The organism is Rhizobium sp. CG5 (genome assembly GCF_023701945.1).
GTDB lineage: Bacteria > Pseudomonadota > Alphaproteobacteria > Rhizobiales > Rhizobiaceae > Allorhizobium.
Window position 1 is genome coordinate 32,719 of record NZ_JABAEF010000020.1, and the last position, 23,283, is coordinate 56,001.

The 23,283-nt window shown below is 58.1% G+C and carries 12 protein-coding genes; 2 read left to right on the plus strand and 10 right to left on the minus strand.

Translation table 11 applies throughout. The features are described from left to right. Positions 1–10 precede the first annotated feature (10 nt). From HGO38_RS25210 to HGO38_RS25230, 5 genes are all read right to left on the minus strand, one after another. Positions 11–1,993 carry a chromosome segregation protein SMC gene (locus tag HGO38_RS25210; protein ID WP_250958576.1) on the minus strand — a complete coding sequence of 661 codons (1,983 nt, stop codon included), beginning with the start codon at positions 1,991–1,993 and terminating at the stop codon, positions 11–13. Continuing rightward, on the minus strand, positions 1,977–6,425 hold the full coding sequence (locus HGO38_RS25215) for an Eco57I restriction-modification methylase domain-containing protein (protein WP_250958577.1): 4,449 nt from the start codon (positions 6,423–6,425) through the stop codon (positions 1,977–1,979). Before HGO38_RS25215 ends, HGO38_RS25210 begins: the two co-directional genes overlap by 17 nt. A 3-nt stretch (positions 6,426–6,428) precedes the next feature. After that, positions 6,429–9,194, minus strand: coding sequence for a DUF8741 domain-containing protein (locus HGO38_RS25220; protein ID WP_250958578.1), 2,766 nt, complete (start codon positions 9,192–9,194; stop codon positions 6,429–6,431). Next, positions 9,191–14,371, minus strand: a complete 5,181-nt coding sequence (locus tag HGO38_RS25225) for a DEAD/DEAH box helicase family protein (RefSeq protein ID WP_250958579.1) — start codon at positions 14,369–14,371, stop codon at positions 9,191–9,193. Before HGO38_RS25225 ends, HGO38_RS25220 begins: the two co-directional genes overlap by 4 nt. A gap of 176 nt (positions 14,372–14,547) precedes the next feature. Then, complete coding sequence (locus tag HGO38_RS25230) at positions 14,548–15,687, minus strand: RHE_PE00001 family protein (RefSeq protein WP_250958580.1); 1,140 nt, start codon at positions 15,685–15,687, stop codon at positions 14,548–14,550. Positions 15,688–15,876: 189 nt separating this feature from the next. On the opposite strand from HGO38_RS25230, the gene HGO38_RS25235 reads away from it, so the two are divergent. After that, positions 15,877–17,025 (plus strand): site-specific integrase, encoded by a 1,149-nt coding sequence (locus tag HGO38_RS25235; protein ID WP_250958581.1) that lies wholly within the window; start codon positions 15,877–15,879, stop codon positions 17,023–17,025. A 93-nt stretch (positions 17,026–17,118) separates the two neighbouring features. On the opposite strand, the gene HGO38_RS25240 is transcribed toward HGO38_RS25235, so the two are convergent. Further along, positions 17,119–17,994 (minus strand): hypothetical protein, encoded by an 876-nt coding sequence (locus HGO38_RS25240; RefSeq protein ID WP_250958582.1) that lies wholly within the window; start codon positions 17,992–17,994, stop codon positions 17,119–17,121. 81 nt (positions 17,995–18,075) lie between these two features. Here HGO38_RS25240 and HGO38_RS25245 point away from each other — a divergent pair, with 81 nt between their 5' ends. Continuing rightward, entirely contained in the window at positions 18,076–18,705 is a 630-nt protein-coding gene (locus tag HGO38_RS25245; RefSeq protein WP_250958583.1) for a hypothetical protein, read from the plus strand. A 92-nt stretch (positions 18,706–18,797) separates the two neighbouring features. Here HGO38_RS25245 and HGO38_RS25250 read toward each other — a convergent pair whose 3' ends face one another. The 4 genes from HGO38_RS25250 to repB form a co-directional block, all read right to left on the minus strand. Further along, positions 18,798–19,469 carry a hypothetical protein gene (locus HGO38_RS25250; protein WP_250958584.1) on the minus strand — a complete coding sequence of 224 codons (672 nt, stop codon included), beginning with the start codon at positions 19,467–19,469 and terminating at the stop codon, positions 18,798–18,800. A 121-nt stretch (positions 19,470–19,590) separates the two neighbouring features. Next, entirely contained in the window at positions 19,591–20,556 is a 966-nt protein-coding gene (locus HGO38_RS25255; RefSeq protein WP_250958585.1) for a DUF4238 domain-containing protein, read from the minus strand. A gap of 325 nt (positions 20,557–20,881) precedes the next feature. Next, positions 20,882–22,096 carry a plasmid replication protein RepC gene (gene repC / locus HGO38_RS25260; protein WP_250958586.1) on the minus strand — a complete coding sequence of 405 codons (1,215 nt, stop codon included), beginning with the start codon at positions 22,094–22,096 and terminating at the stop codon, positions 20,882–20,884. A gap of 153 nt (positions 22,097–22,249) precedes the next feature. After that, positions 22,250–23,236, minus strand: a complete 987-nt coding sequence (repB, locus tag HGO38_RS25265; RefSeq protein ID WP_250958587.1) for a plasmid partitioning protein RepB — start codon at positions 23,234–23,236, stop codon at positions 22,250–22,252. Positions 23,237–23,283 lie beyond the last annotated feature (47 nt).

The following is a 23,283-nucleotide window of genomic DNA, read 5'->3' on the forward strand; positions in this document are numbered from 1 at the left end:
CAAATCCTTACTAGAGATCGCGCTGCAGCAGCCGCTCCGAACCTGGAGCTCCTCGCAATATAAGTCTTAGCCATGGGTCGCGACGGAGATTGTTTGGAGGACGAGTCGTCGTGGTCACGATGTATTGAAAAACTGGTGTCTCCGTGAACTCTTCGAGCTCGCGCATTAACTGAAACAACTCGTCGTAGATGCTTAGGCCGAGATCTGCTTCACGTGGACTGTCATGCACGACGAATGCGGGAACGCGCGTTGATCCCTCGACGCTCAGGCAAAGACAAGCAAGATCGAAAGCCAGCACTTTCAGGGAATCAATGGCAGCGGTACGACGGTCGCCATCGATATCAACAATGAGTTTCAGCCCCTTACCTGTCAATGTCAGCGCCCCTTTCGAATTGTCGCTGACCAAACGACGAATGATAGCTGAGAACTTCCGCGATATTATGCCGAACGTCAGTCCCTGCTTCTCGAGGAAAGCTGCAAGTATTTCACGTTCTTTGGAAAGCTTCTCTTCAAGTCCCCGCAACCGTTTTCGGGACTCGTCTCTTTCGACCGACAGCTCTACAAATCGCTCGACGCCTTCTTTAAGCCCGGTTGCCGCTTGCCAGGCAGCTGCTCGCGCGTCCCGGACATTTTCGATAGCCTGCACCTGCTTTTCTGCCTGATCGACACGCTGCCGTCCCAGAGCGATGGACGGCTGAAGAGTTTTCAGCCGAAGTTCTAAACCGGATATCTTCTGCTTCTGTTCCTCGATCTCTTGGCGCTTTGAGGCGAGCCGTGCTCGGCATTCCGTCTCGTTGTGCAGCTTGTGGGACAGCTTGCAGTTCTCAGCGAGAGCTTTGTCGATGGGCACCTCACAGATCGGGCATACCTGACTGGTGGCGTTCTCCGCCGAGAATGATAACGCCGGTATCTCACTAGAGATCAGCGTTAGAACCTGTTTTTCGCCCGGTATTTGAGCCTCGATCCGGTTATGCTCATCTTCGGTATGTCGCAGTTCGTCACTCGCCTTGCGAAGGACCTTACGAGCCTGGCCTAGTTCGGCCATGTCACCAGCCGGGAGTTGGGCCGCAGCCGCAAGCCGCTCATCTGCGGATTTCTGAAGTACCTGCAACAACAGAGGCATTTCCGGCAGGGTCAGCGCGGTAAGGTCGAGCTTATCTGTTAGTCGTTTCTGGCGTCGGCCAATGTCCCATTCGAGATTGGAAATTTCTCGCTCAGCGCTGGCAACATCTGTCCGAAGCACTTCTTCAGTGCGCCGGCTTTGTTGCTCCTGTTCCGTGATAGCCATGAGGAACGCCCGAAGCGCTTCGCGCCTTGGCCCAGTTTCGCGTCCGCTGGCCGGCAGCGGAGCATCCGAGCCGGAAGCAGGAGAGCGCCAGTCGAGAACATCGTCGAAGCGGCATTCCTGATCCCGCGTCAACCAGGCAAGCGCAATCGGCCAAGCCTTCTGTCCGGGCGGAAGGCGTGCTAGGTTCGCAACGCCCGGTGTCACAATGCCTTGCTCAATAGCCTCTATCAACGGATCGATGCTCGTCGTCGCCTCATCGCCCGCAGCTATCTCCTCGAGGTTACCGTCGGCGATTGCAACATGCCGACGCCGTATGCCCAATGGTCGCACGACTGCCCAGCATACACCGTCGATCATCACCTCTGCACCGACGATGCCGTTCGGGAGCGCGATCGCGATGCTTTCCCGCTGGGTTTCGTCGGCGAAACGCTGCTCACCAAGGCAGTATCGTAACAAGCGGCAGAACAGCGTCTTGCCACTTCCGTGTCCTATTGCGCGTGCACTCGCCACAGCGCCTTCCTCATCAACGCCGTCTGGCGACCAGATGATGTTGAGCCCCGGCCGAAGCCCGATATCGCGGACTATCTTGCCGCCGGGTGCTTCCCAGATCACGAGGCGCCTCACCCAAAGGCGTGGCTCTTTCAAGCCTCCGGGAACAGTCAGGCTGAGCTTGGGAAGCTCGAACATCTCATGCTGTTGCGGCATATTCGATCCACCCTTGGATTTCGTCCGGCATCGATGTGACAGTTGTGTCCAGATCGAGTTCGGCCAGCGCCTCCAACACGAATCGAGCCCGGCCATCCGGCCAGCCAGCGGTGTCTATCGCATCGAGCCCTATTCCTGATGCCCATGTCCCAGCTGAGATGTCTTCGATCAGACGGCCATTCCCGCGATGGTTCGAGACAGCTGTGCCCCAGCCCTGGTTGGTGCGCCCTGCAAAGCCGACGACGTTGCCTGTGCGAGGCTCTGCCTCCTGTCCAACCAACCGCTGCCACTCAAGCGCTCTTGCGTGGGATATCAAGGAAGTCAGAAGGTGTGGCTCCAACATAATCGCGGTAGCGAGGCGGATAGTCCGCCTTGGTATTGGTCCATTGATGGACTTCAGGACAGCCGTCAAAGCGGCCCCGGCGTCATTCGGTTGCTGTAAGGCGCGCGCCCAAACCCCGTCCGCTAAGTCCACGAGAGCGGACCTTTGAACCGTTCGCGCCGCAGTATCCACGCTTTGGCCCGCAGTAAGGCCCAACGCCCTGAACGTCCCGTCCGCCTCCATTCGGTCCCAAGCGGCGACGACGAGCCGCTGAGTTCGGTATTCGCCGTGCTGGCGGATTTCCTTTTCCTTCAAGACGCGGAAGGTTTCGGAGGGGTAGTCGGAACCCTTCACGTCGGCGGGGTCAAGGATGTAGCGCAAATCATCGCGAGTCAGACCGTAAGCACGGGCATAGAATGCGTCCAGATCGGCCCGCAGATCAGCCCGTCGGACCTCGTCCCAAGGGAAGGGCGCGCCATTATGGCCTAGATCGCGGGCGAATGGTGCCATTGAGTGAGAGGTGTATGTGAGTTCCAGCACCTTGGGCGTGATGAATCCAAGTCGCGCCGACGTGTAGAAATTTGGTGACAAGACCGGAAATTGCTTGAGGTAAAAATAGGTCAGGTTGGTTCCGGCAATTTTCTGCTTTGCGGCGTAGTCGAGAGTGAGTGAGTTCATATTGGCAAGAAGGGCATGCTGCAGCAGCTCGCGGCTATTGCAAAAAAATAGTGGTAGTTTGTGGTTGGCGGCCTTTTTCGGGAATATAGTGGCGATCACTGAACTTGCGGCAGTAGCATTGGTAATATCGCGCCATCCCATAAGCCATTGCCTTTTCCAGCCTTTGGATTCCAGACGCATTGTCACGTCTGTTTCAGCTACCCAGTAACGCGGGAGAGGCTCCCAAACTGGGTCAGCTTTGTCTTCACTCCTGGCATCCGCTGATGTCGAGCTGCTTTCATCATAACCAGCCCAGCGATGATCATACTGATGAATCATCTTCGCTTCATAGAGTGGCAGGGAGCGCTCATGATCTTTCACCCAACAATTACCGTCTCGTGCATATCCTTTAGCCTCCATTTGCGAGGTCGTAAGAAAGAGGCCGCTGTCGTTCGACATATGGAACATGGTCATGAAAGTGATATCCCACGGGTTTCCCTGCTGGCCTTTACTTTCATCGATTAGAACTGGGACATTGCGATATATCTTTGCCGTCAACTCTGCGTCGGCGCGCGAACGAAATATTGGAGCAGTTTTCGTATTGGGGTTGATCGCGCTGATTTGCTCAGCCGATAGCTCGAATACTCGCCTATCGTCTTCGGCATCCGCCGGACGGAGGATCGAGAAAGCAAACCGGGGCAACTGCTCGGTGTAGCCCAAGGTCAGCAGACAAAACGAATTTCGATCGTCTGTCGCCGGGAACACCAAGCGAATCTCATAGAAACTGAATAGGGACACTAGACGGCGAGAATTTACAAGATGGTTGAAAAACGGGGCGGTCGTGGCATCGGTGGCTACGCCCGTCGGCACAATTACCCCGGCGCGGCCCCGAGCAAGGTTGGCGAACAATTCGGCAAATAGCGCATAAGTGTTCACGTCGCCGCGCCCCGTCAAGGCGAAGCGTCCCCCCTCATTCTCGGCCACGCGCACGAATTCGCTGCTGGCTTCAGCCTCACGTTTGGCGGCGGTGAAGGCCGCATGCAATGCACGCTCAGGGCTTCCATCTGGTGCCACGACCAACGCCTTAATCAGCCTGTCCCGCGCAGCCTTGTTTAGTGCCCCGGCTATCACTGGAGAGCGGGCAGCAAAGAACTCCTGCTCCTGCAGCTTGATGCGCTCCCATGGCGGGTTGCCCAGCACAACGTCGAAACCGCCTCGTTGCATAACATCCGGGAATTCGAGCGGCCAATGGAAGGCACGAGCCCGACGTGCAACGGTGGATTGCCCGGCGGTCGGGCCCCACACCTCCCCGTCATCCAGTGCCTGCCAGACATCAGAAGTGGTAGGGACCAACTGAGTACCCCGCGAAGTCGGAGCGCCGCCAGTCTTCGGCAAAAGAAAGGCTGCGATATACAGATCACAAGCCATTTCGGCCTTGTGAAATGCGTCTCCCTCGCGGATCGTACGAAAGCGACGATCCTTGGTTATGACATCTTCGAGTGTATCTTCGCGCAGCGCTCGAAAGCCGGTGTATTCTGTGGCTATAGGTCGGATTGCAGGCAAACGGGATCGTCCTCCAGTGAAATCCAACCTGCCCTGACCGCCTTTCGCATCCTTGTTGGCGCGGGCGTAGTATTTCGCGGTGTCCTTGTCGTCGCCGGTCAGGGGCTTGTAAGCGGTGTCGGGGATGCCATCCTCCAGCACTTTGAGGTCGAAGACGCCTAGCAGCGCATCGCCGCAGCGGATCTGCGCGTCGAAGAAGCCGAGCGGAAGGCCCGGATCCACGGTCTCGATCCACAGAGCGACTTTGGTCAGCTCCACCGCCATTGGGTTGCGATCCACACCGTGCAGGCAGGACCGCGCGACATCGCGCAGCGCATGGCGGAAGTCGGACAGCGCGGGCGTTCCATCGGCCCGAATGCGGGCGAGACGAGTGGCGATTCGCCGAGCGGCGGCCAGCAGGAAGTGGCCTGAGCCGCAGGCGGGGTCGATGATGGAGAGTTTCAGTAGCGCACCCGCAGGGTCGTCGGCTTCGGCCTCGGTCTTGTCCAATACGGGGTCGAGTGCAGTATTAAGCAACGCCTGAACCAAGCTGTCGGGCGTGTAATAGGAGCCGGTGGTCTTGCGCTGGTTGCCCTTCTGCTCGGAGGCCTCGGAAGCGAAGACTAGGGATATGCCATCATCGCCCAACTGTGGCTGGAGTTCGAGGAGCGACTCATAGACCGAGCCCAGCTCCTCGGTCTCCATCGCGCGCCAGTTTACCGGGACCATGCCGGTTTTGTCGGAAAGCCAGGCGAGGCGATAGAGCGCCTCCATGAAGGCGCGGTTACGCAATCGGGCGGTTTCGAGATGCGGCAGCTTGTCGTCCGAAAAGAGTCCACCGAGCGCGGGGAGCGCGATTGCGTCTTGCCCATGCGCAAGGGCTCGGAAAACGATCTTGATGCCTTCGTAACGGTCGTAATGCTTGTCCCAGGAGGCGGCGCGGTAGCATTGAGCGCGAAGGGCCGTGAGACCGTAGCCATCCGCGTAGAGCTTGCGCGCTGGTGCCGCAGCGTTTTCGGGGTGCAGGAGGTTCCGATCCTCCGCCACCATCAGGAAGATCAGGCGGTAGACGAGGCGCAGAAGCTCATTGAACCAGTCGGTCAGGTTGACCTCACCGGATTTCAGTTTGGCGGCGAGGTCGGGGTTGGCCTCGAGGAAGCCCGAGCCGAGCACCTTGAGCGCTATTTGCACTTGAACGGCGAGACGATCACGGGCGACTTCGCCTTCCCGCGACCCGGCGTCCCGCCAGCGTTCCAACGCACAGTCTGTGGCCGGTGCGCCTGTGACGCCGAAGCGGCTGCGATGGATCAGAAGCCATAGAATGGCGAAGGATGCAGCGTCCTCGTTGGTAAAAATCTGGGCGAGGTCGGCCTCGATATAGGCCGGGCGGGTCAGCGATGCGTTGTCTCGCACCAGGCGAACAAGCGTTCCGTTCGTCACGAGACCCCAAAGCGTCTCCTCATGCTCGTTCAGGTAGTCCTGAAGGGCGAAGGCCGGGGAGCGAGATCTATCTACCGAGAGCGTCGGGCTGCGCCGGTCGAGTTTTTCGTCGGACGGCGGCACGATTACGATCGGCACCCGTTGGCCAGCGATGAAGGAAACTGCGCCATCCGCTGCGGCAAGATCGTCAAATCCAAACGTCTCCTGCAGGAACGCGCGGACGAACCGCCGGGTCGCTTCAGCCGACGGATGCGCGATCTTGGCGAACGCGTCGAAATGGGATTGCCCTACGCGAAAAGCGGTCGAGATCTCCTCGCGGATAGTCAGGCCCTTGCGGATGCGGTAGTCGGGTTCCTTTTGCTCTGCGGACTCACGGCGGTCGATGGTGGCGACCATGGCGGGCGCGATAAGATTGCCTTCGAGGCTGAGCGAAGGCCAAGTCGACATGTCTGTGACGAGTTTACGGGCCATGGGTCAGGCCTCGCTCGGCATCAAAACAAATAGGCCGATGACGTCGGGCGGCAAGACGGCCTCAACAGTGACGCGCGACGAGAATCCGGCCGCCGCTCTCAAACGAGCATGATCCTGCATGAGCTCTTCGGCACGGGATTGGACGAATTCAGCCAAGGGGCCGGCAAGAAGGCCGGGTAGATCTTCCTTTGCCTTGGCAATGAATCTGTCCCGGGCTGATGTTGCGAGATCAGCAGCAGCGGGCATGTTCAAGATCGCACGGGCTGCGTCGCCACTCTCCACGATCTTCCCGCCCTGCATCGTGACAATGGCGGCTTCCTCGGCGAGAAGCAGGCGTTCCTTTCGAGCATGGACCGTCAGCTTGTAACGAATCCGAAGGAGAGCCAGCCGGGTCAGCTGCTCGACTGCTGTCGTCGGCCAGGCGCCAACCCGGCCAATCCCCAGACCTGACAGCGCCTCTGGATCAAGTGAGGCTTCCACCAGCGCCTCCGCAAGTGTCGCCGTCAAGGGATGCGTCCTCGTCACCAGCGCCGTTCCCGATGGCGCCGGCTCGACTACCGCGAGACGAACTGATCCGCTAAGGTTGCGTTGGTCCAAGCGTTCCCTGAGGCCTGTTTCCAGCGCATGGACATGGGCGATCAGGACAGACTTTCTGGGTTCGAGCGGGACCCCGAAGCGAGACATCGCTCTTTCAATGAACATTCTCGCATCTTCAGGCGATCCGAGTAGGGTTCGGACTTTGTCCCATTCGGGGGCCACTTCCTCCGGCTTCATTGCGTTCTGGGCAAATCGAGCGCGGGATTTTTTTTCGCTTTCTGAAGAATTCCGCCAACGCGCTTCCATGGCCTTCGTCCCATCATCAAGGCGCAGGTCGAGGGCCAATTGTCGGCTTCCACCTCGGCGCAACATCATTGATGCCATCAGTGCATCGGTGACCGGGCCGCGTTCGTCTGGCAACGGTACGGTCACACCTGTCGCCTTGCGGATCTCTTCAGCTTTCCTCAGGATGACCTCAAGCACGGCGCCGTCGATGGCGCTGTCAGGCGAGAACATCATTATTGACCGGACGAGTTCGGCCGGCTGGCCGAAGCGATCCACCCGGCCCTCGCGCTGCTGGTGTCGGGTGGGATTCCACGACAGATCGTAGTGAATGACCGTGTCGAAAAGCTGCTGAAGGTTGATGCCTTCCGACAGGCAGTCAGTCGCAACGAGGATGCGCTGATTGTTCTTTGCATCATCGGTAGACGCCATATCAGCCACACGATCACGGCGCTCGTCCGGGGTAAGAACACCAGTCACCGCTTCAACGACTAGCTTTGGAAATGCCTTGCGAAGGCCGTCGCGGACATGTTCGGCCGTAGCCAGGTAGCGGCAGAAGACGACCGGATTCGCGCCTTGCTTGATCAGCGGCGTCAGAGCATCGATGAGTGCAATAAGCTTCGGGTCGGTTTTGCGCACCAGCTCCTCAGCTTTCCTTAACAGAGCCAGAAGCGCTGGATCAGTCACAAAGCCGGTACTGGGTTCGATATCCACCGCGTCTTCGTCATCTGAATCCTCGTCGTAGATCTGAGGTTCAAGACGGTCCCTCTCATTGGACATACGATTCCGCAACGCGCTCAAGGCTGCTGCGGGAGAGGAGCCCACACAGCGCATCAAGGCGAGTGTACCCCAAAAAGCCAGACGCCGGTCGCGTTGCCCAAGCCCTGCACGAGCAACGACACCGAAGCAGTAGTCCAGAGCCGCTTCCTGAAAATCGAGATGGGCTTGCGACAGCCGGTAGGGGAACTCGGTTGTCTCGTGTTTCGGAAAGACGCGGTCTTCGTCCCAGTCCCTCGACAAAAGATCAATGCGCTGGCGTTGCACGAAGTGACGTGCAAGGCGCTCGCGATACCGCGGATCATCGAAGTTCATTGAACCGAAGGACGGTTCGATGAGCGCTAGAAGGCGTCCGAACGCCTCTTCGTCGCCCGAATGAGGCGTTGCGGTGAGAAGTATGATCCGCCGTTCCGGATCGCGAGCCAGCCCGGACAGCAGCTCAAACCGCTGCTGCTTACCCTTGTGAGTGCCCACGCAGGCATGGGCCTCATCGACGATCACAAAGTCAGGGCATGCACGGGCGAATCCCTCACGACGCTTTTCTGCCTTGATGTAGTCGAGGCTCACGACAGTGTAGGGGTAAGCATGGAACAGCGTCTGCGCGAGAGGCAGGCCGCGTTCAAGGCGGGCAGCACTGCCCGAAGTCACGGCGACAGCCTCTATTCCGAAGCGCACATTCAGCTCGCCCACCCACTGCTCGACGAGATGCGGAGGGCACAGGACGGAGAATGCATCGACCTCGCCGCGGTCCATTAGTTCACGCAGAATAAGACCAGCCTCAATTGTTTTCCCGATCCCAACGTCATCTGCGATCAGGAGACGGGGCACCTGCATGCGAAGGGCCATCAGCAAGGGGACAAGCTGGTAGGTCCGCGGTTCAAAGGCGAGCTGCGCTGCGGACCGGAACGGCCCCGCCCCACGGCGCAATGTCAGGCGCATCGCATCCGCGAGCAGGGCTGCCTTCGCCTGAACGGTTGCGGATGCATCGGCAGGCAGATCGAAACGGGCGGGTTCAACCGGCAGAATTTCAAGCGCCGGGTCTAGTACCACCATATCGTTCTCACTCCCCGAGAGAGGGCGGAGTGCCAGAATTCCATCTTGCGGCGACGGCAGCGCTACCCACTCACGCCCGCGGGCGCGGACCAGATCTCCTGGGGCAAAATTCAATGTCATCGGATAGTCCCCCCTAGCATTGAGATCATAGCGTCCGGGACGCCCTCAGAGCCGGTCCCTTGCAACTCGAAAAGCGTCCAGCCTTTGACTTCTGCTGCCTCGCGTGTTGCCGTGTCCGGAGGACCGATGCAAGCAGCGACGAAGTGACTTCTCCAGGCGAAGCTCATCTCTTTGCCGGAAAAGCTGACGGCAGAGGCATCGGGAGCCGGAAACCCTGCCTCTTTAAATGCACTCTCCCATCCTCCGCTTTCAACTGGCCTGCTCGAGTGGTCGGCGAGCACGATCTGCCCGCGTGCCAAATCGACCAGCATCTGTTTGGCCTCATCGCTAGTCCGGTCGATAAGTTCGTGGTCAGGCTGGTTGAAATAGGACAGAAGGCAGCGATAGCACCCGCGGACGCAGGCCTCCCCATCGCGACTGACAAGCAACTTGGAATCGCCCGCTGCGATTGCATCATCGACCTTCTCGAAATGCATGAGGGCCAGCGCTTCTCGGGCGATCTTGGCAAGGGCTTGTGGTTCCGTGACCAGCCGACTAAGCACCCCGGCGCCACCCTCAGTGGCCTCATAGGTGAGAATGGCACGACGGTTATCGCGGGCGGGCAAAGGTTCACCCAGGATCTCGCCTTCTTCCAGTTGGAATACTACCTCAATGCCCCTCATTAGGGCATGCTGAACCGTTGCGATTGTCTCGGCTGCATAAGCCGCGGGCTCACTAAAACGGATGAGAAGTGCGTTCTTCCGATCACGGACGATGGGGACAATCCGAACCGGCTTAACAACATCCGGCGGCATCTCGACATCCCCATCTTCGTCTTCCGATTTGGTCCAGTAGCCGCTGCGCGGGTCGATGTAGAAACCAAAGACGGTCTGATTAGCTCGCCGTTTCAATCCTTTGTTGATCCGACTGATCTCGGCGCTATTAGCATATTGCAGAGTAAGGACAGAGACGTCGTCGCAGCGGAAGTCGCCCTCGGTTATCTGGATGCGGCCGTCCCGCATCGGCCAAGAAAAGACGGTCTGAATATCAAAACCCTGCCGAACGCGTTCTTCGTCGTTTGCTGTGATCCGTTCAACGGGTGCGGCTTCGACGTTATCGATCCTCAGCGTCCTCTGCACGGGGACCTCGCCAGCCATGGTGGTATTGCAGGCGTGACAGCGCTCAACCTCACCATCATGGCAGGCGCCGCAGTTCGAGCAGATGAAGATGTCCCTCGTGGCAAGTTCCGATCCGTCCCCCGTACGAACTTCCGGCGGCAGCTTCGCCTTCATGACCCTGTAGGCGCGGCCTTCGTGATAAATCAGGCTGCGTGGCCCGAATTCAGAGATTGCGAGGAAGCGGGCGCGCTGGAGGAACGAGCCAGTTTTTCCCTCTCCGGGGATAAAGGCGTACAGCGGCAGGCGTGGGAAATTGTATCCTGGCAGGAAGCCCTCGGTCGCGAGATAGCGGTAGGAATAGAAGTCCGAGCCGTTCGAGGCCTTGCCCTGTTCGAGAATGGTGATCTGATCACTCGCCTGCATCTGGGCAGCCTTGATGCGTCGACGGTCGGCACCTGAAAGGCCGGTAATTTCAGACCGAGCATTGGCCTCCGTCAGTTGTGTACGAGCGGAGTTGTAGAGTTCTCGCCAACGATCGAAGGCGCGATGAAACTCTTGAGGCGCTTGCTGGGCGACCTCGGAAACAAAGTCTTCTGGCTCACCCATCCAGACCGGCTTTCGGCCCTCTGTTGAAGCAAGAATCTGATCGAGAACGCGCTTCATAGGGAGGCGTGCTATACTCAACAACATCGGCCGGTTAATGACATCGTGGATCTCTTTCTTGAGCGGATAGTCCGCCCGCTTCAGATCCAGTATCTCAGGGATGTCTGGCGAGAGGGCGACCTTCGCTTCAGCAAGCCAGACGGCGTGCAGATGTGAGCGCACAAGCTCTTCGTTGGTAATGTCGAGCGCCGGTGGGCGAACAACGCCTGCCACCATCTCATTGCGCCGTTCGAAAAAATACTGATCGTGCGGCGACTGAGCGGCGCAATAGGTTACGATGACGGCGGCCTGCCCGGAACGACCGGCGCGGCCGGCGCGCTGGGCATAGTTTGCAGGCGTTGGTGGAACATTTCGCAGATATACAGCATTCAGCGCCGAGATATCGACGCCTAGTTCCATTGTGGGCGAGCAGAACATGGCGGGCAAAAACTGCTCTGACTCTCCTGCCGCCCTAAGGTCAGCAGCATACTCCGCGAGGTTCTCCTGGTCATCCTCTTCGAAGCGGAAGCGCCACTCCCGCCACTCACGCTGTCTCTGGGACACTTGCGCCGTATGTTCCCGCCCTTCGAGGCCCCAGTAACTGCTGTGGCCCGCTTTCAGGTCGGTGGCTATCACATTGTAAAGATCATGGAAGTAGTGGTTCCCCTGCGCTTTCCCTTTCCGAACCGCTTCGCCCGGAATCACACGAACCGCTGACGGGGACAGACGCCAACCCTGCAGGTCCGCCTCTATATCGACGCGTGACACCAGCCCTTCACGAGCCAAAAGCTCCATAAGGCCAGTCATCACCGTCAGGTAGTCCGCTTTTCCAAGCTTAGTCCCTATCGCGCTCCTGCGATTGATGAGGCGACCGATGCGGGAATTGTGTCCGGCGCGGATAATGGTCTGTTCTTCCCGTAGTCCCACGCGATCCTTGCCTGGAGCCTGCAGAAACAGGGTCGTGCGGCTTCTCGGCGTCTCCTTTGCGTCGACGGCCCAAGGGGTTCGCAGGAGATTTCGGGATTTTTGAGCGACGGTGTCGAGCACGGTCAAATCGAGCGCTTCGGTTCCGACGGCCAGGCCTTCAAGCATGGCACCGAGAAGCACCTTCAGCATCGTTTTGCGTGCCGGCACGTCGAGCGTCCCTAGATCAGGCAGGATAGCCGCAAGGCGCTCTGTGTCTTCCGCGATCTCATCAAGTCCAATAAAAGCAACGTCGATGAGTTTGAGGACCGAAAGGCTGGGATTGGTGTAGCGCCAACCCCGTCGCAGGTCTGTCCAGAACCGATGGGCCAGGACCTTGGCGAGTGAGCGTTGCGCGTCCTCGCGGACAACAGCGCCGGCCCCGGAATCTAACATCCAGTGAATCCGCGCGTCTTTATTGCTGGCGGTGAATCCAAGCGCCTTGACCACCCGCAGACCGAATTCGTCCTCAGTCATGCCATCCTCGCCGGCATCCAAAACGGCTCGCAGGATCGCGCCGCGCAGGAGGCTGACGAACAGGAAGTCATTGAAGTGGCCCGCCTGGAGCGCTGCGTCCTGCCGATTGTCCGTAAAGCCCAGGAGTTTGCGCTTTTCCTTGGGAACGCCACTGTCACGCCCGTTCATCCATTCCAGCGCTGTCGAGACGAGTAGTGTAGTGGCTGAGCTTCGGCCTTCTCCCGACAGGCCAGCAAGCTTGCTGCGCTCGCGCATGCTGGGATGCGGCTGGTCAAGACAGCAAGGGCAGAAGCCGAACTTTCCCGGTATGAACCAGAAGCTCTTACCCGATGAATTGTAACGCCCATCCGACGCCACCGTGACCGTCTGCGGCGCTCGCCGCTTTCGGTTGGCCCGAAGCCGTTCGATGCCGTTGCGCTCCTCACGCCATTCCTCGGGATAAGTTTCGACCTCACCCGTGAAGGCATAGTCGCGATCGCCATCGCCTGTTGGTGTCAGGTAGCCCGCGATATCCCCTTCCTGCTCGTCGAGAGGCGTATCATCGATATTCCTGGGTAGGAAGCGGATGCCGTCGACGCCCTCTGTCTTCGCGACAACGTGGAACTCATGGCCGCAGTCGCGGCAGAACCGAGTGGGATAGAGGCGGTGGCCCGGAGCACTGGGGTCTTCGAGCTGACCTTCAAATAAAACATTCCTGGGTTGCTCGTTCAGTGTGGTGAAAATCTCTCCCGCGCCGGCGAAAAACTGATGCAGCTTGAACGCGAGGAATGCGCCGGTGGATGAGCCACCCCGCTCCGTTTCCGGCAAGCTGATGCGCGTCAGAAATGTTTCAAGGCCGCTCCGACAAACCTCGAAATTTAAACCACTATCTCTTGATAAGAGTGAAACGGCCTCTTCGAACGGGATGGGCTTTTTGCGCTTGAGTTCGTGCGCGTCTTCCAGGCCGATCGCGAGTTCGGTCCACACTGCCAGCGGGTGACTTTGAAGAACCTTATCTGTCAGCACATCGGGAAGCATAGATGTCAGGGCATGTGCGAGCTTCGGCCGCACATGGTCGAGTTTCAACAGATCATCCGTCGCGCGTTGAAGGGACTCATCAATCACGGATTCCGGCCCAATGGGGGTTCCAAAAAGGCGCGATGCTACATCCGCCACGGCTTGTGCGCGGTTAATATCGGAACCTTCGCTCGACATGGTGGCCGATGTTCCAATACAGATCGGTGTGTTATCTGGTGCGCAGCGGTTGCGAAGCCGGCGGACGAGAATAGCGACGTCGGCGCCTTGGCGGCCGCGATACGTGTGCAACTCGTCGAGAACGATGAAATTCAGCCCGTTTGCGTTCTCGATTACCTTGGTGTCGAGCGCGTCCTGCCGCGTAAGGAGAAGCTCCGCCATCATAAAGTTAGTCAGCAGAATGTCCGGCGGATTGTCTGCAATCTGTTGCCGCTGTTCCTGACTTTCCTGGCCGGTGTAGCGCCGCACGACCGGCTTCAGTTCGCTTGGAAGACCTGACTGGGCGATAAACTTCTCGATCTCCTTAAGCTGGCTATTGGCCAGTGCGTTCATCGGATAAATAATGATCGCGCTCGTCCTACGTGGCTTGCCAGCTTTTCGCGCGCGGACGATCGCATCGACCACGGGCACGAAGAAGCAGAGCGATTTGCCCGAGCCGGTTCCGGTTGTAACCACATAGCTCTTACCGGCTTGTGCCTTTGCGATGGACTGCGCTTGGTGGCGATGTAACCGTAGCGGCGTTTGCCCGAAACGGAATATTTTCCCGGTTGCGTCGTCGAGATCTCCCGACGCGACCAGATCGTCGACGGTGCGCCCCTGAAGGTATCTAGGATTGAGCGACAGCAGAGCATCCGGCCAGAAGCGTCCGGCATCGTATTGGCGATCAAGTTCCGATTTCAGGTCCGCAGATCGAATAGTGCTGAACGACCGCGAGAAGCGGGCGTAGGAATCGATAAGGCGATGGTCGAATTCAAATGCCTTCATTATTTGCCTCTCATCCCCATACGCCACTAAGCTTTTCTTCTTGTTGCACGAATTAATTGCATTATCTCCAAGAAGTGACGATTGAAATGTGCGCTATGAACTTTTTCGCCGCTAGAGGCGCCGTTTCAACCACAAGCCATTAGCGCAAACCGGCAATCGGTTGCTTCAACGTCGATTTATAATAGTCCCCACGCGCGAAACCTCCCCCTGCCCGTCATCTCCCTGAGGCCCAGTTCCAAAACAATCCGCCGCGCTGCCTGCGGCGTCACCTCGAGCGCTTTCGCCACCATCGCGGCCGACACCAGCGGCCGCGCCATGATCAGCTCGACCAGTTCCGGCAGCTTTGAAGAAGTCCGCCGCCCCTCCAACTTCCGCGCCATCATGGTGCGCGCCAGCGCTAACCGGTCATGCTCCTTCAGCCCGATCTCGGCGGCCGCGATCAGCCCGTGGGCGATCGCCAATAGCCGCGTTTCCCGATCACGATGCCGGCGCCGATCAACGGGAATGGTTTTCAGTCCGAGATTGATCGCCGCGAGATGGGCGCCGGAAGTGACGCCGGCCTGGCGCAGGATGGAGGCGGCAAATACCCGGCCGAGCCAAGGCGCATGCTGCAGGACGGCGAGCTCGTTCCAGGCATCAAGGGCCACGATCGCCTGCAGCACCGCCGGCAAGTTTTCGGCCCGCCGCAACACAGCGCGCCATTCCTCAAGCCGCGCGTCCTCATCCCAGTCGACATCGTAGATCATCGGATCTTTCTCTTGGCCGCCGCCACGGCCGAGCCGCGTTGCGTTCTCGATCGCAGCTTCGGAACGGGCCAGGACAGCATCAATGGCGGCATAGTCGACGCCGGGTAAATTCTCCGCGTCATCACCATCGTCCCCCTCCCCTTCCGGATCGATGGCGACCGCTGGCCGAACGACGCCGGCCGGCTCCTCCACCTCCGCGCCGACCGGATTGATGTCCGACGTCTGTCGCAAAGTTCGGATACCCTCTGCCGATAACGCCCAGGCGGGGAGATAGGCAGCAATGCGCCGGCGGCTGCGCAGAACGTCGCGGGCGATTGTTAGCTCATGGGTCGGTGTGCGAATATCCCGCGTGGCATCATGGAGGACAAGGTCTTCGAGATGGACGAGTTCGCCGTCGATCCAAAGAGAGGCGCATGCATCGGTGAATTGGGTGCGTTCGAGGAAGCCCGCGCCGACGGGCGAACGGGCGATACGTTCGTCGAGACGCGCCAATTCGATACCGGCGCGAAAAGCCGGCTCCATCAGGGCTGTGATGCTGATTTTCGCGAGATCATAAGCCATTGAAATCATGGTAAATGATTTGCTAAAGGAACTCTATCTTAATAGTAGGGTTCCTCACATAGTATGATTGGCGGTTGTGCGCCTAACCATCGATAACGAGCGTTTATCGATGGTAGTTGATCTGGAGTCGCAAATCAGAAAGAATCGCAGCAAATCACGGTCCTCCCGGCCGGCGAACCCCGCCATTTTGGAGCGTCCGTGGCCAAACCCAAGACATCACTGACCGCCGTGGAGCGACGCGCCGAAGAACTCGACACCATTGCCGCCGTGCTGCCAATGGAGCGCCGCGACGAACTGGCCGAACTGCTCACCGACCATGATGTCGAGACGCTGCGCCATCTCGTCAACCAGGGCATGGGCGACAACACACTTCGCGCACTGACCTCGGATCTCGCCTATCTCGAAGCCTGGGGGCTGGCGGCGACTGGAAAGTCGCTGCCCTGGCCGGCTCCCGAGGCACTTCTCTTAAAATTCGTCGCCCATCACCTCTGGGACCCGCAGCACCGCGAGACCGATCCGGATCACGGCATGCCGGCTACTGTCGACGAAAACCTACGAAGCCAGGGCTTCCTGAAATCCGTTGGACCGCATGCGCCGGCGACGGTGCGCCGGCGGCTGGCTAATTGGTCGACGCTCACCAAATGGCGCGGCCTGGATGGCGCCTTCGCATCCCCTGCCCTCAGATCGGCCATTCGGCTGGCGATCCGGGCCGCGCCAAGACAACGTCTTCGTAAGAGCGCCAAGGCGGTCACCGGTGACGTCCTAGCAAAACTGCTGGCGACGTGCGCGGCCGACAGCCTGCGCGATCTCCGTGACCGCGCGATCCTGATGGTCGCCTTTGCCTCCGGTGGCCGCCGGCGCAGCGAGATCGCCGGGCTGCGCCGCGAACAGCTGACTGTCGAGCCGCCGATCCCGGTCGAAAACGGCGCCCCCCTCCCCTCTCTCGCCATCCATCTTGGCCGCACCAAGACCAGCAATGGTGAGCAGGATGATGTTGTCTATCTGACCGGTCGGCCGGTGGAGGCGCTGAACGCCTGGATCACAGCCGCCAAGATCGAAAGCGGTAGCGTGTTCCGAGCGATCGGGCGCTGGGGGACGGTGTCGCGGCGGGCGATCGATCCGCAGTCGGTCAATGCGATCCTCAAGCAGCGGGCGGCAATGGCCGGGTTGGAGCCTGGGGAGTTTTCGGCGCATGGGCTGCGATCGGGATATTTGACCGAGGCCGCCAATCGCGGCATCCCCCTCCCCGAGGCGATGGAGCAGTCACGGCATCGCTCGGTCCAGCAGGCATCCAGCTATTATAACAGTGCCACAAGACGAAGCGGACGTGCTGCTCGCATACTTTGACCGAGTTTGCGCGAGGACCGTCTCCTGATGTGCAGCTTGCTGCATCACGGCTGACGGATCGAAGATATTTGCCACACTGAAATTTTTCCTCGATCAGAACCGCATCTTCATTGTCTGAGCCACGCTGAACGGCGGGAAGTTTGGCTGCCTGAGCGATCCCTGCATCAGCTCAAAGAACTGGTTCCAGGCAAACTTGTTGACGATCTCGTCCGGCCGCTCGAATGTGAACATCTCCAATCCGTCGACATTTCCTGTCACTCTGTATCGCTCCGCCGCCACTGGCGTGATGTAGAGACGGATCGCATAACGGATGTTGTTCAAAAACTCCGCGATCGTGCTTGCGTGGTAGGCGAGCAAGTGGGTGTGAAACCAATCCCAACAGTCAGGCAAAGCCAGGTAAGCGTCGCTCTCATCAATCTCGACCTGGTTATCGGCCAATATCCTGCGAAGGGAATTTGCTTGCCCACCCAAACGGAGAAAGTTGTGCTTTCCGATGTCACCGCTCATACGGATGAAGTCGATCCGTTTGATCCGAAGATCCACCTTCACATCGATACTGCCGAACCAGACCTCTTCTACGAGAGCATAGGCCTCGAGCCAGTCGCTGAACTCCTGAACGATCCGGCTGAGGTGATCGATTTTCGTTCCGATCAGCGGCTTCTCACAGATCCGCCTCAGATAATAGAGCGTTGTGTGGTCGACCTTGCTATCACCGCTCGGCGGCTTGGGCAGGCCGAACGGAAGGGGCGATCCGCCCTTGCCCGTCACAGGCGACAGGAAGTCGCGCAGGAAGGTTCCAAACTGCCGCAGGGTTCCGGCAGTCTGTGGAAGAAGGTTCGTGTCAGTGCGCTTTTCGCCGAGAGGGCAGAAGATCGCGTGATTGACGAGGTCATCAACCATAGTGATCACGGCACTGAGGACGATGGCCTCCTGCTCGATCTCCGAAAACGTGCCTGCTTTGATAGCCATTTAGCCACCTAAATTGCTTAAGAAATCAGATGATGCAATGCTGCCACTCACAAAATCACACCATCTGGAGTAAATCGATATATGACGCGCCGAAAGAGCAAATTGTCCTTGGACGAGCGGGCTGCTTTACCAGTCGCACAGGACAACCCAGGCCTCGAATATCTTCGGCTCAACCGCCAGGAGGTCCGCGAAACCGAAATCAATTCGGCGGTCCGGCTTTTTCTGCTCGACGAGGACCCAATCTCAGCGCACCTGCTCGCCAGCGCCGCGAACGAGATCATGGGCGCTTTATCGAAAGGACAGGCCGGTGTCGGCCTCAATGACGTGCGAGCTTTCATGAAGGAAGCTGGGGTGAAGGGCGATCTACAGGAAGAGTTATTTGCCAGCCTGCAGCACCCCTACAATTTCCTGAAGCACTCATCGGCGGACTTCAGTGTCGAGAACGACTTCTCGGTCGACTACGTGGTGATGGGGCTCTACACCGCGATCCACAGCTATAAGACACTTTTCGGAAATCTCTCACCTGAGATGAAGACGTTTTATGGCATTGCCCAGGCTTGGCGGCTTCGGCAATGGTGGCCGGATGATCCAGAATTTGAAACAAAGCTTCAAGTCGCTCACAGAATGGGACTAGTCGATGCGTCTCGCGAGGAATTTTGCGAAGTAGGACGGAGGACACTCGAGGCTGCTTACAACGCTGCGGGCTACTAAACGGAAACCGGCGCCCCAGTGGCGAATGGCAGATGCAGAAAGTTTTGCGGAAATTACACCGGTGGCAGAGGAACAGATCGATCCGACGTAGCCTAGTTAGCCGGCATGGCTGGCTCCGCAATAGGTTTATTCAAGGGTGCCTCTTCGATCTCAATGAGGCCTTCTTCGTATAGCGTAGCCATCGCCAGCACCACCATCTTTTCTTCGTCTGCCGAAAGTCCTCCGAGACCAATCTCGTCGTTAACCTCCCCGGCAAGCCTTGCCATTAGAACGATGTAACAGACGTGCAGAGCATAGAGATTCCTAGCCAGTTCGCGATGATAGATAGGAAAAGCAGATGGTCCTTTTAGCTCGCCTACCTCCATCTCGATGATGGTGTGCAGAAGGGCTGACTGCGAAACGTGAGCCGCGCCGCTCAGCTCACCATACGCCTTGCCCATGTTTTTGAGAACACCGATCGTGGCATGAGGCGTCTTACCATCTTTCCGGCTGCCTACTCCTAACTCCTGGACGGCAGAAATGATTTCATGTTCCTGGCGCAGCAGGGTAGCAGCCTGGACGTAGAGGCCTTCAACTACAGCCACCTCGCAGAGATTGATGCTCTGCAGAAAGTGAGAGATCAGATTGAGCTTCTGACTGTTGTTCGGATTTTCCTTGATCTTCGCACCAGCGCTTCTCGATATGAGGTTTCCCAATGCGCTCCAGGCAAATGCGTGTGCCTCGGTGAGCCGAATGTCGTTATCTTTGAACTTCTTCCTGTTCAAATGACTAACCTCGAGGTGTTTGCCGGCGATGATTGAGACCGGAACTAACGCTTCCTCTCCCTAGTTATCGAGGGCGCCGACGATGTCGTCTCCAAATTTCAGCTCTCGCTTGATTTCCATCTTACGTGACCCTTGTCTTAGCCCTCTGTTGCCCCAAAGCGGCAGGAAGATCCTTACCGCGTGTGTAGGGCTCACTCCGGGTATGAAGCTCAAACTCTCCGTCTCTGGCGTAGAGCTGCTTTGTGGCGTTCTTCGCCATGCTTGTATTCATGTCGGCAACCTGATCGCGTCTGAAAGCACGGTTCGGCGGCTGCTTTACGAACAGCCCGATCAATGCCATCTCCGGAGAGATGGGGAACATGACGATCGTGCCAGCCACGCCGAATCCAGGTGAATATGGTCCGCGATCCTTTCCATCGGCCCATGATAGGACGACGGGATCATCGCAGGTAGTAAAAGTCGAGCCCGCGGGAGCCGAGGCAAACGCCCAGCTTCTTCGAGCCAGCTGCTCGACGACCGTCGGAACCGCGTCGAGCTCCAAACCGACAAGGTAAGTCTGATCAATTGCGATCTTGTATTCCCCGCGTTCGATGAGCGTCTTCATTTCGTCGTAGCCGACGTCGTCCCGGATTGGGGCGCCGCCCTCTCGAGCCTGCCGAATCGATTCCTGGTATCTGTCCTTGTCCTGGAGCGCAGCGCTCATCATTCCCCCGGCAATCTTCAGGTGGAGATCTTCGATCATCGACCGGAAACGAGGATTTCTCACGGCCACATTTCCCATCAGGAGCATGACCATCGAGAAGTGATCGTCGGATGGGAAGCTTTTTGTTTCGATCGCTTCAGCCAGGCGCGGGGCGATCTCGCCCTCGATCTCTGCCATTCCGTCTTCCACGTGGTTCGGATCAAGCCCCTCTGCTTCGATGCGGAAGAAATTTCGGCGAGCCCCGATGTTTCGGACCAGCGTGCGGAATGACTTCTTTGTCGACTGGTCGAACACGAACACCTGCGCCTTCCGTTTATCGGCAGTGTCGCAAAAACCTCTGAGGTAGAACTGCGGAATGAAGTGATGGTTTACAGTGTCAGACATTATTTCTCACAGTGCTTGCAGATCTTTGTGGCCTGACGTGGTCTATATTTACCGATATCGCGTTCAGCCTGTTCCGTTATGAAAATCACATATATCCGAACAGATCTAGAGACCCTTGCCCGCTCACATCTTCCTGTAAAATCTCTTCCAAATTTGATTCTTCGAAAGCCCTATCCAGCACCTCGCTCCTCGCCTCATGCTCTACCTCCGCGAGGTCATCCTCCTGTATTTATTGGTGAAAAACGCTGTCTGTACGGCTGACAACTGGATGTCAGGGTAAAACCTCTCGCATAACTCCTTTGACGTCGATCTTACTGCGAATGCCTCATGCCGACTTACGCCCCTCTGGCTCTTGCGTTCGAAGCAACGCCATCAGCATCGGGCCAAGCGAGAACTCACCTCGTTCCGTGCGCCTCGTCAGGTCGCGAAGATATCCGCCGGGTGAACTGATGTGCCCTGCCCGCTCCAGAACGCAAGCCATCGCAACCGCCGCATTCTCGGGTCCCATCGCTTCACAGGCCTCCTGGTAGGCCGACGGGCTGACCCCGAGTGTGGTTCGCACCACCACTGCGGCGGTCATCAGCTCCCGCCAATGCGAGATTGCACCACCTGTTGCGTAATCCGATATCTGCGGGCAAGCCCGCAGCACCATACCCAACGGGAAAGCCTTCATCGGTTCGGCAGCCGATCTCCGTTTTGGCGCTGTTCTCTCGCCCTGATCATTTCGAGAGCTAGGTTCAAGTTCATTTAAGGATTCGGTATTTGAATTCTGTATGTGATGACGGTTTCCGCTATCATTGGTGTCGGATTCTGTAGAAACAAGCTGGATTTCCAACATGTTGATAGCTTCCTCGCTTAACAACGTCAGTTCGTCGAGGCAGGCTTCGAGGGAAGCTGCTGTTTTTGCCGTCTTGAGACGAGCAATCGCGGACACGAGAGCGTCTTCGACAGCTTGCCAGTTTCCTGCCGCGCCTTCCTCCACCGCAGCGCTAATGAGCTTACGAATATCTCGGCGGGCAATCGTGATGCGCTCTTTCATGACGCGCAGCCGTCTGCTCTCCTCGGCGACCTGGTGAGCCATGATTGCGAGTTCTTCTGCGCGGGCAAGGAGCGGCGCGAGGCTGAAACCGTAGGCGGTTTCGATCGCACCGTCGTTCCCTTTCCGAGCGTAACGTTTGCCGTTCGGACTGTCATTCCGCTGGATCAGCCCAGCCTCGACAAGAATAGCAAGGTTTTCGCGTAGCGTCGTTCCTGCGATCCCGTTCGCTCGGATCGCCAGCTGCGCGTTCGATGGAAAGACGACGAGATTGCTCTCTTCGCTCAGCTCCTGTTCTGGGTAGAATGTGAGCAAGGCATTCAAGACAGCAAGAGCACGGTCACGCAGACCGAGTATGATTCTTGCCTCGCATGCGCTGCGATAAACTTTCCACTTGTCGACAGACTTACCCGCCTTGATGTTTGCCGTCGAAAGCTGAGCCTTCACCAAGGCAAGCGTCATCGGCCGCCGCCCGAATGGCGTCGTCACATTTCCTATTTGCATTTTTTCTCACCTTTCTAAAGGCAAAGAAAATCTGCTCACCAAACTGGCGCCAAAGACTCTTGACTGTGATTCATGGAAATGCGATTCTCAGGCTGCTTAGACATGAGGAAGGCTTCCACGACGGCGACGTTTGGGGGCCTTTTTCTTTTGCCGCTATTTTCCTTCTGTTTCAGTTGATTTCAGAAACTCCTGATGAAAACGACCTAGGTTTTCGGCAATGAACCGACCAAACCTTGCTGCGTCGTTCGCCTTCAGTGCGATAGAGTAGCTTTTCCCGCTTCCCTTGAACTCTGCCCGTACACTTGAATCATCTGCGCGCCATTCGCTCGCATTGCTTGGCCGCTTCGAAGGCTTCGTTGCCTTCTTGATGCCTCTAGCTAGAAACTCGAAACGAGCGTCTGATTCGAGAGAAAGGAATGCTTGATCGGCGACTAGGATCCGCGCCAGTTCAAGCGTTGTCGGTCTTTCTATCTGCTGCGCCAACTCAGTCCACCGATCACGGCCGATGGACTTCGCCGCGCCAATCGCATTCGCGATTTCAGCTGGTACGCGACCTGATACCGACAGCATCCGGGTCAACATCGGCGCATCAATGGAGAGGGCGGCCTGGATCGTCGCCCGTTCGTAGGCCAATTCAACCAATCGCTGCGCGAACATTGCACGTTCTATGAAAGACAGGTTCTCTCTTGCCGAATTTTCCTGACCCTGGGCGATGACGTGGTCTGCGTCTGAGATTGCTTTTACGACAGCGCGGACAGGGCGTCCGAGATCCTTGGCCGCGCGCGCGCGACGATGCCCGAAGACGATCTGGTAGCGACCTTCTGCCGTCGGGTGAGGGCGGACCTGTATCGGCGTGTCTTGCCCCCGCTCTCGTATCGCTTCGACGAGCTCGGCGTAAGCGACATCATCGATGCCCATCCGGTCTGAGACGAAAGAGGAATCCAACACCTCGGGATCGAGCTCGATGATAGTATCGCCTGGAACCTGTTGCGCAGCCTGTTCAACCTTGTCTCGAAGCTCGCTCAAGGAGCTGATCATCGACCTCGAAGCACCATGGGTGGCGTATCCAGGCGTTGCCTTGCGCTCTATACCCGCGTTGCCAGGAGATGTTATGTTCGCGAAAATGTCCTTACGAGCCATAGACCCACACTCCGGGTTTGGTCATCTTCCTGATTTCTCTGCGGAAA

Coding starts and splice junctions, on each gene's coding strand:
- repB (WP_250958587.1), bottom strand. CDS start 23,236: ATGGCTCGTAAGGACATTTTCGCGAACATAACATCTCCTGGCAACGCG.
- HGO38_RS25210 (WP_250958576.1), bottom strand. CDS start 1,993: ATGCCGCAACAGCATGAGATGTTCGAGCTTCCCAAGCTCAGCCTGACT.
- HGO38_RS25225 (WP_250958579.1), bottom strand. CDS start 14,371: ATGAAGGCATTTGAATTCGACCATCGCCTTATCGATTCCTACGCCCGC.
- HGO38_RS25220 (WP_250958578.1), bottom strand. CDS start 9,194: ATGACATTGAATTTTGCCCCAGGAGATCTGGTCCGCGCCCGCGGGCGT.
- HGO38_RS25240 (WP_250958582.1), bottom strand. CDS start 17,994: ATGGCTATCAAAGCAGGCACGTTTTCGGAGATCGAGCAGGAGGCCATC.
- HGO38_RS25245 (WP_250958583.1), top strand. CDS start 18,076: ATGACGCGCCGAAAGAGCAAATTGTCCTTGGACGAGCGGGCTGCTTTA.
- repC (WP_250958586.1), bottom strand. CDS start 22,096: ATGCAAATAGGAAATGTGACGACGCCATTCGGGCGGCGGCCGATGACG.
- HGO38_RS25255 (WP_250958585.1), bottom strand. CDS start 20,556: ATGTCTGACACTGTAAACCATCACTTCATTCCGCAGTTCTACCTCAGA.
- HGO38_RS25230 (WP_250958580.1), bottom strand. CDS start 15,687: ATGATTTCAATGGCTTATGATCTCGCGAAAATCAGCATCACAGCCCTG.
- HGO38_RS25215 (WP_250958577.1), bottom strand. CDS start 6,425: ATGGCCCGTAAACTCGTCACAGACATGTCGACTTGGCCTTCGCTCAGC.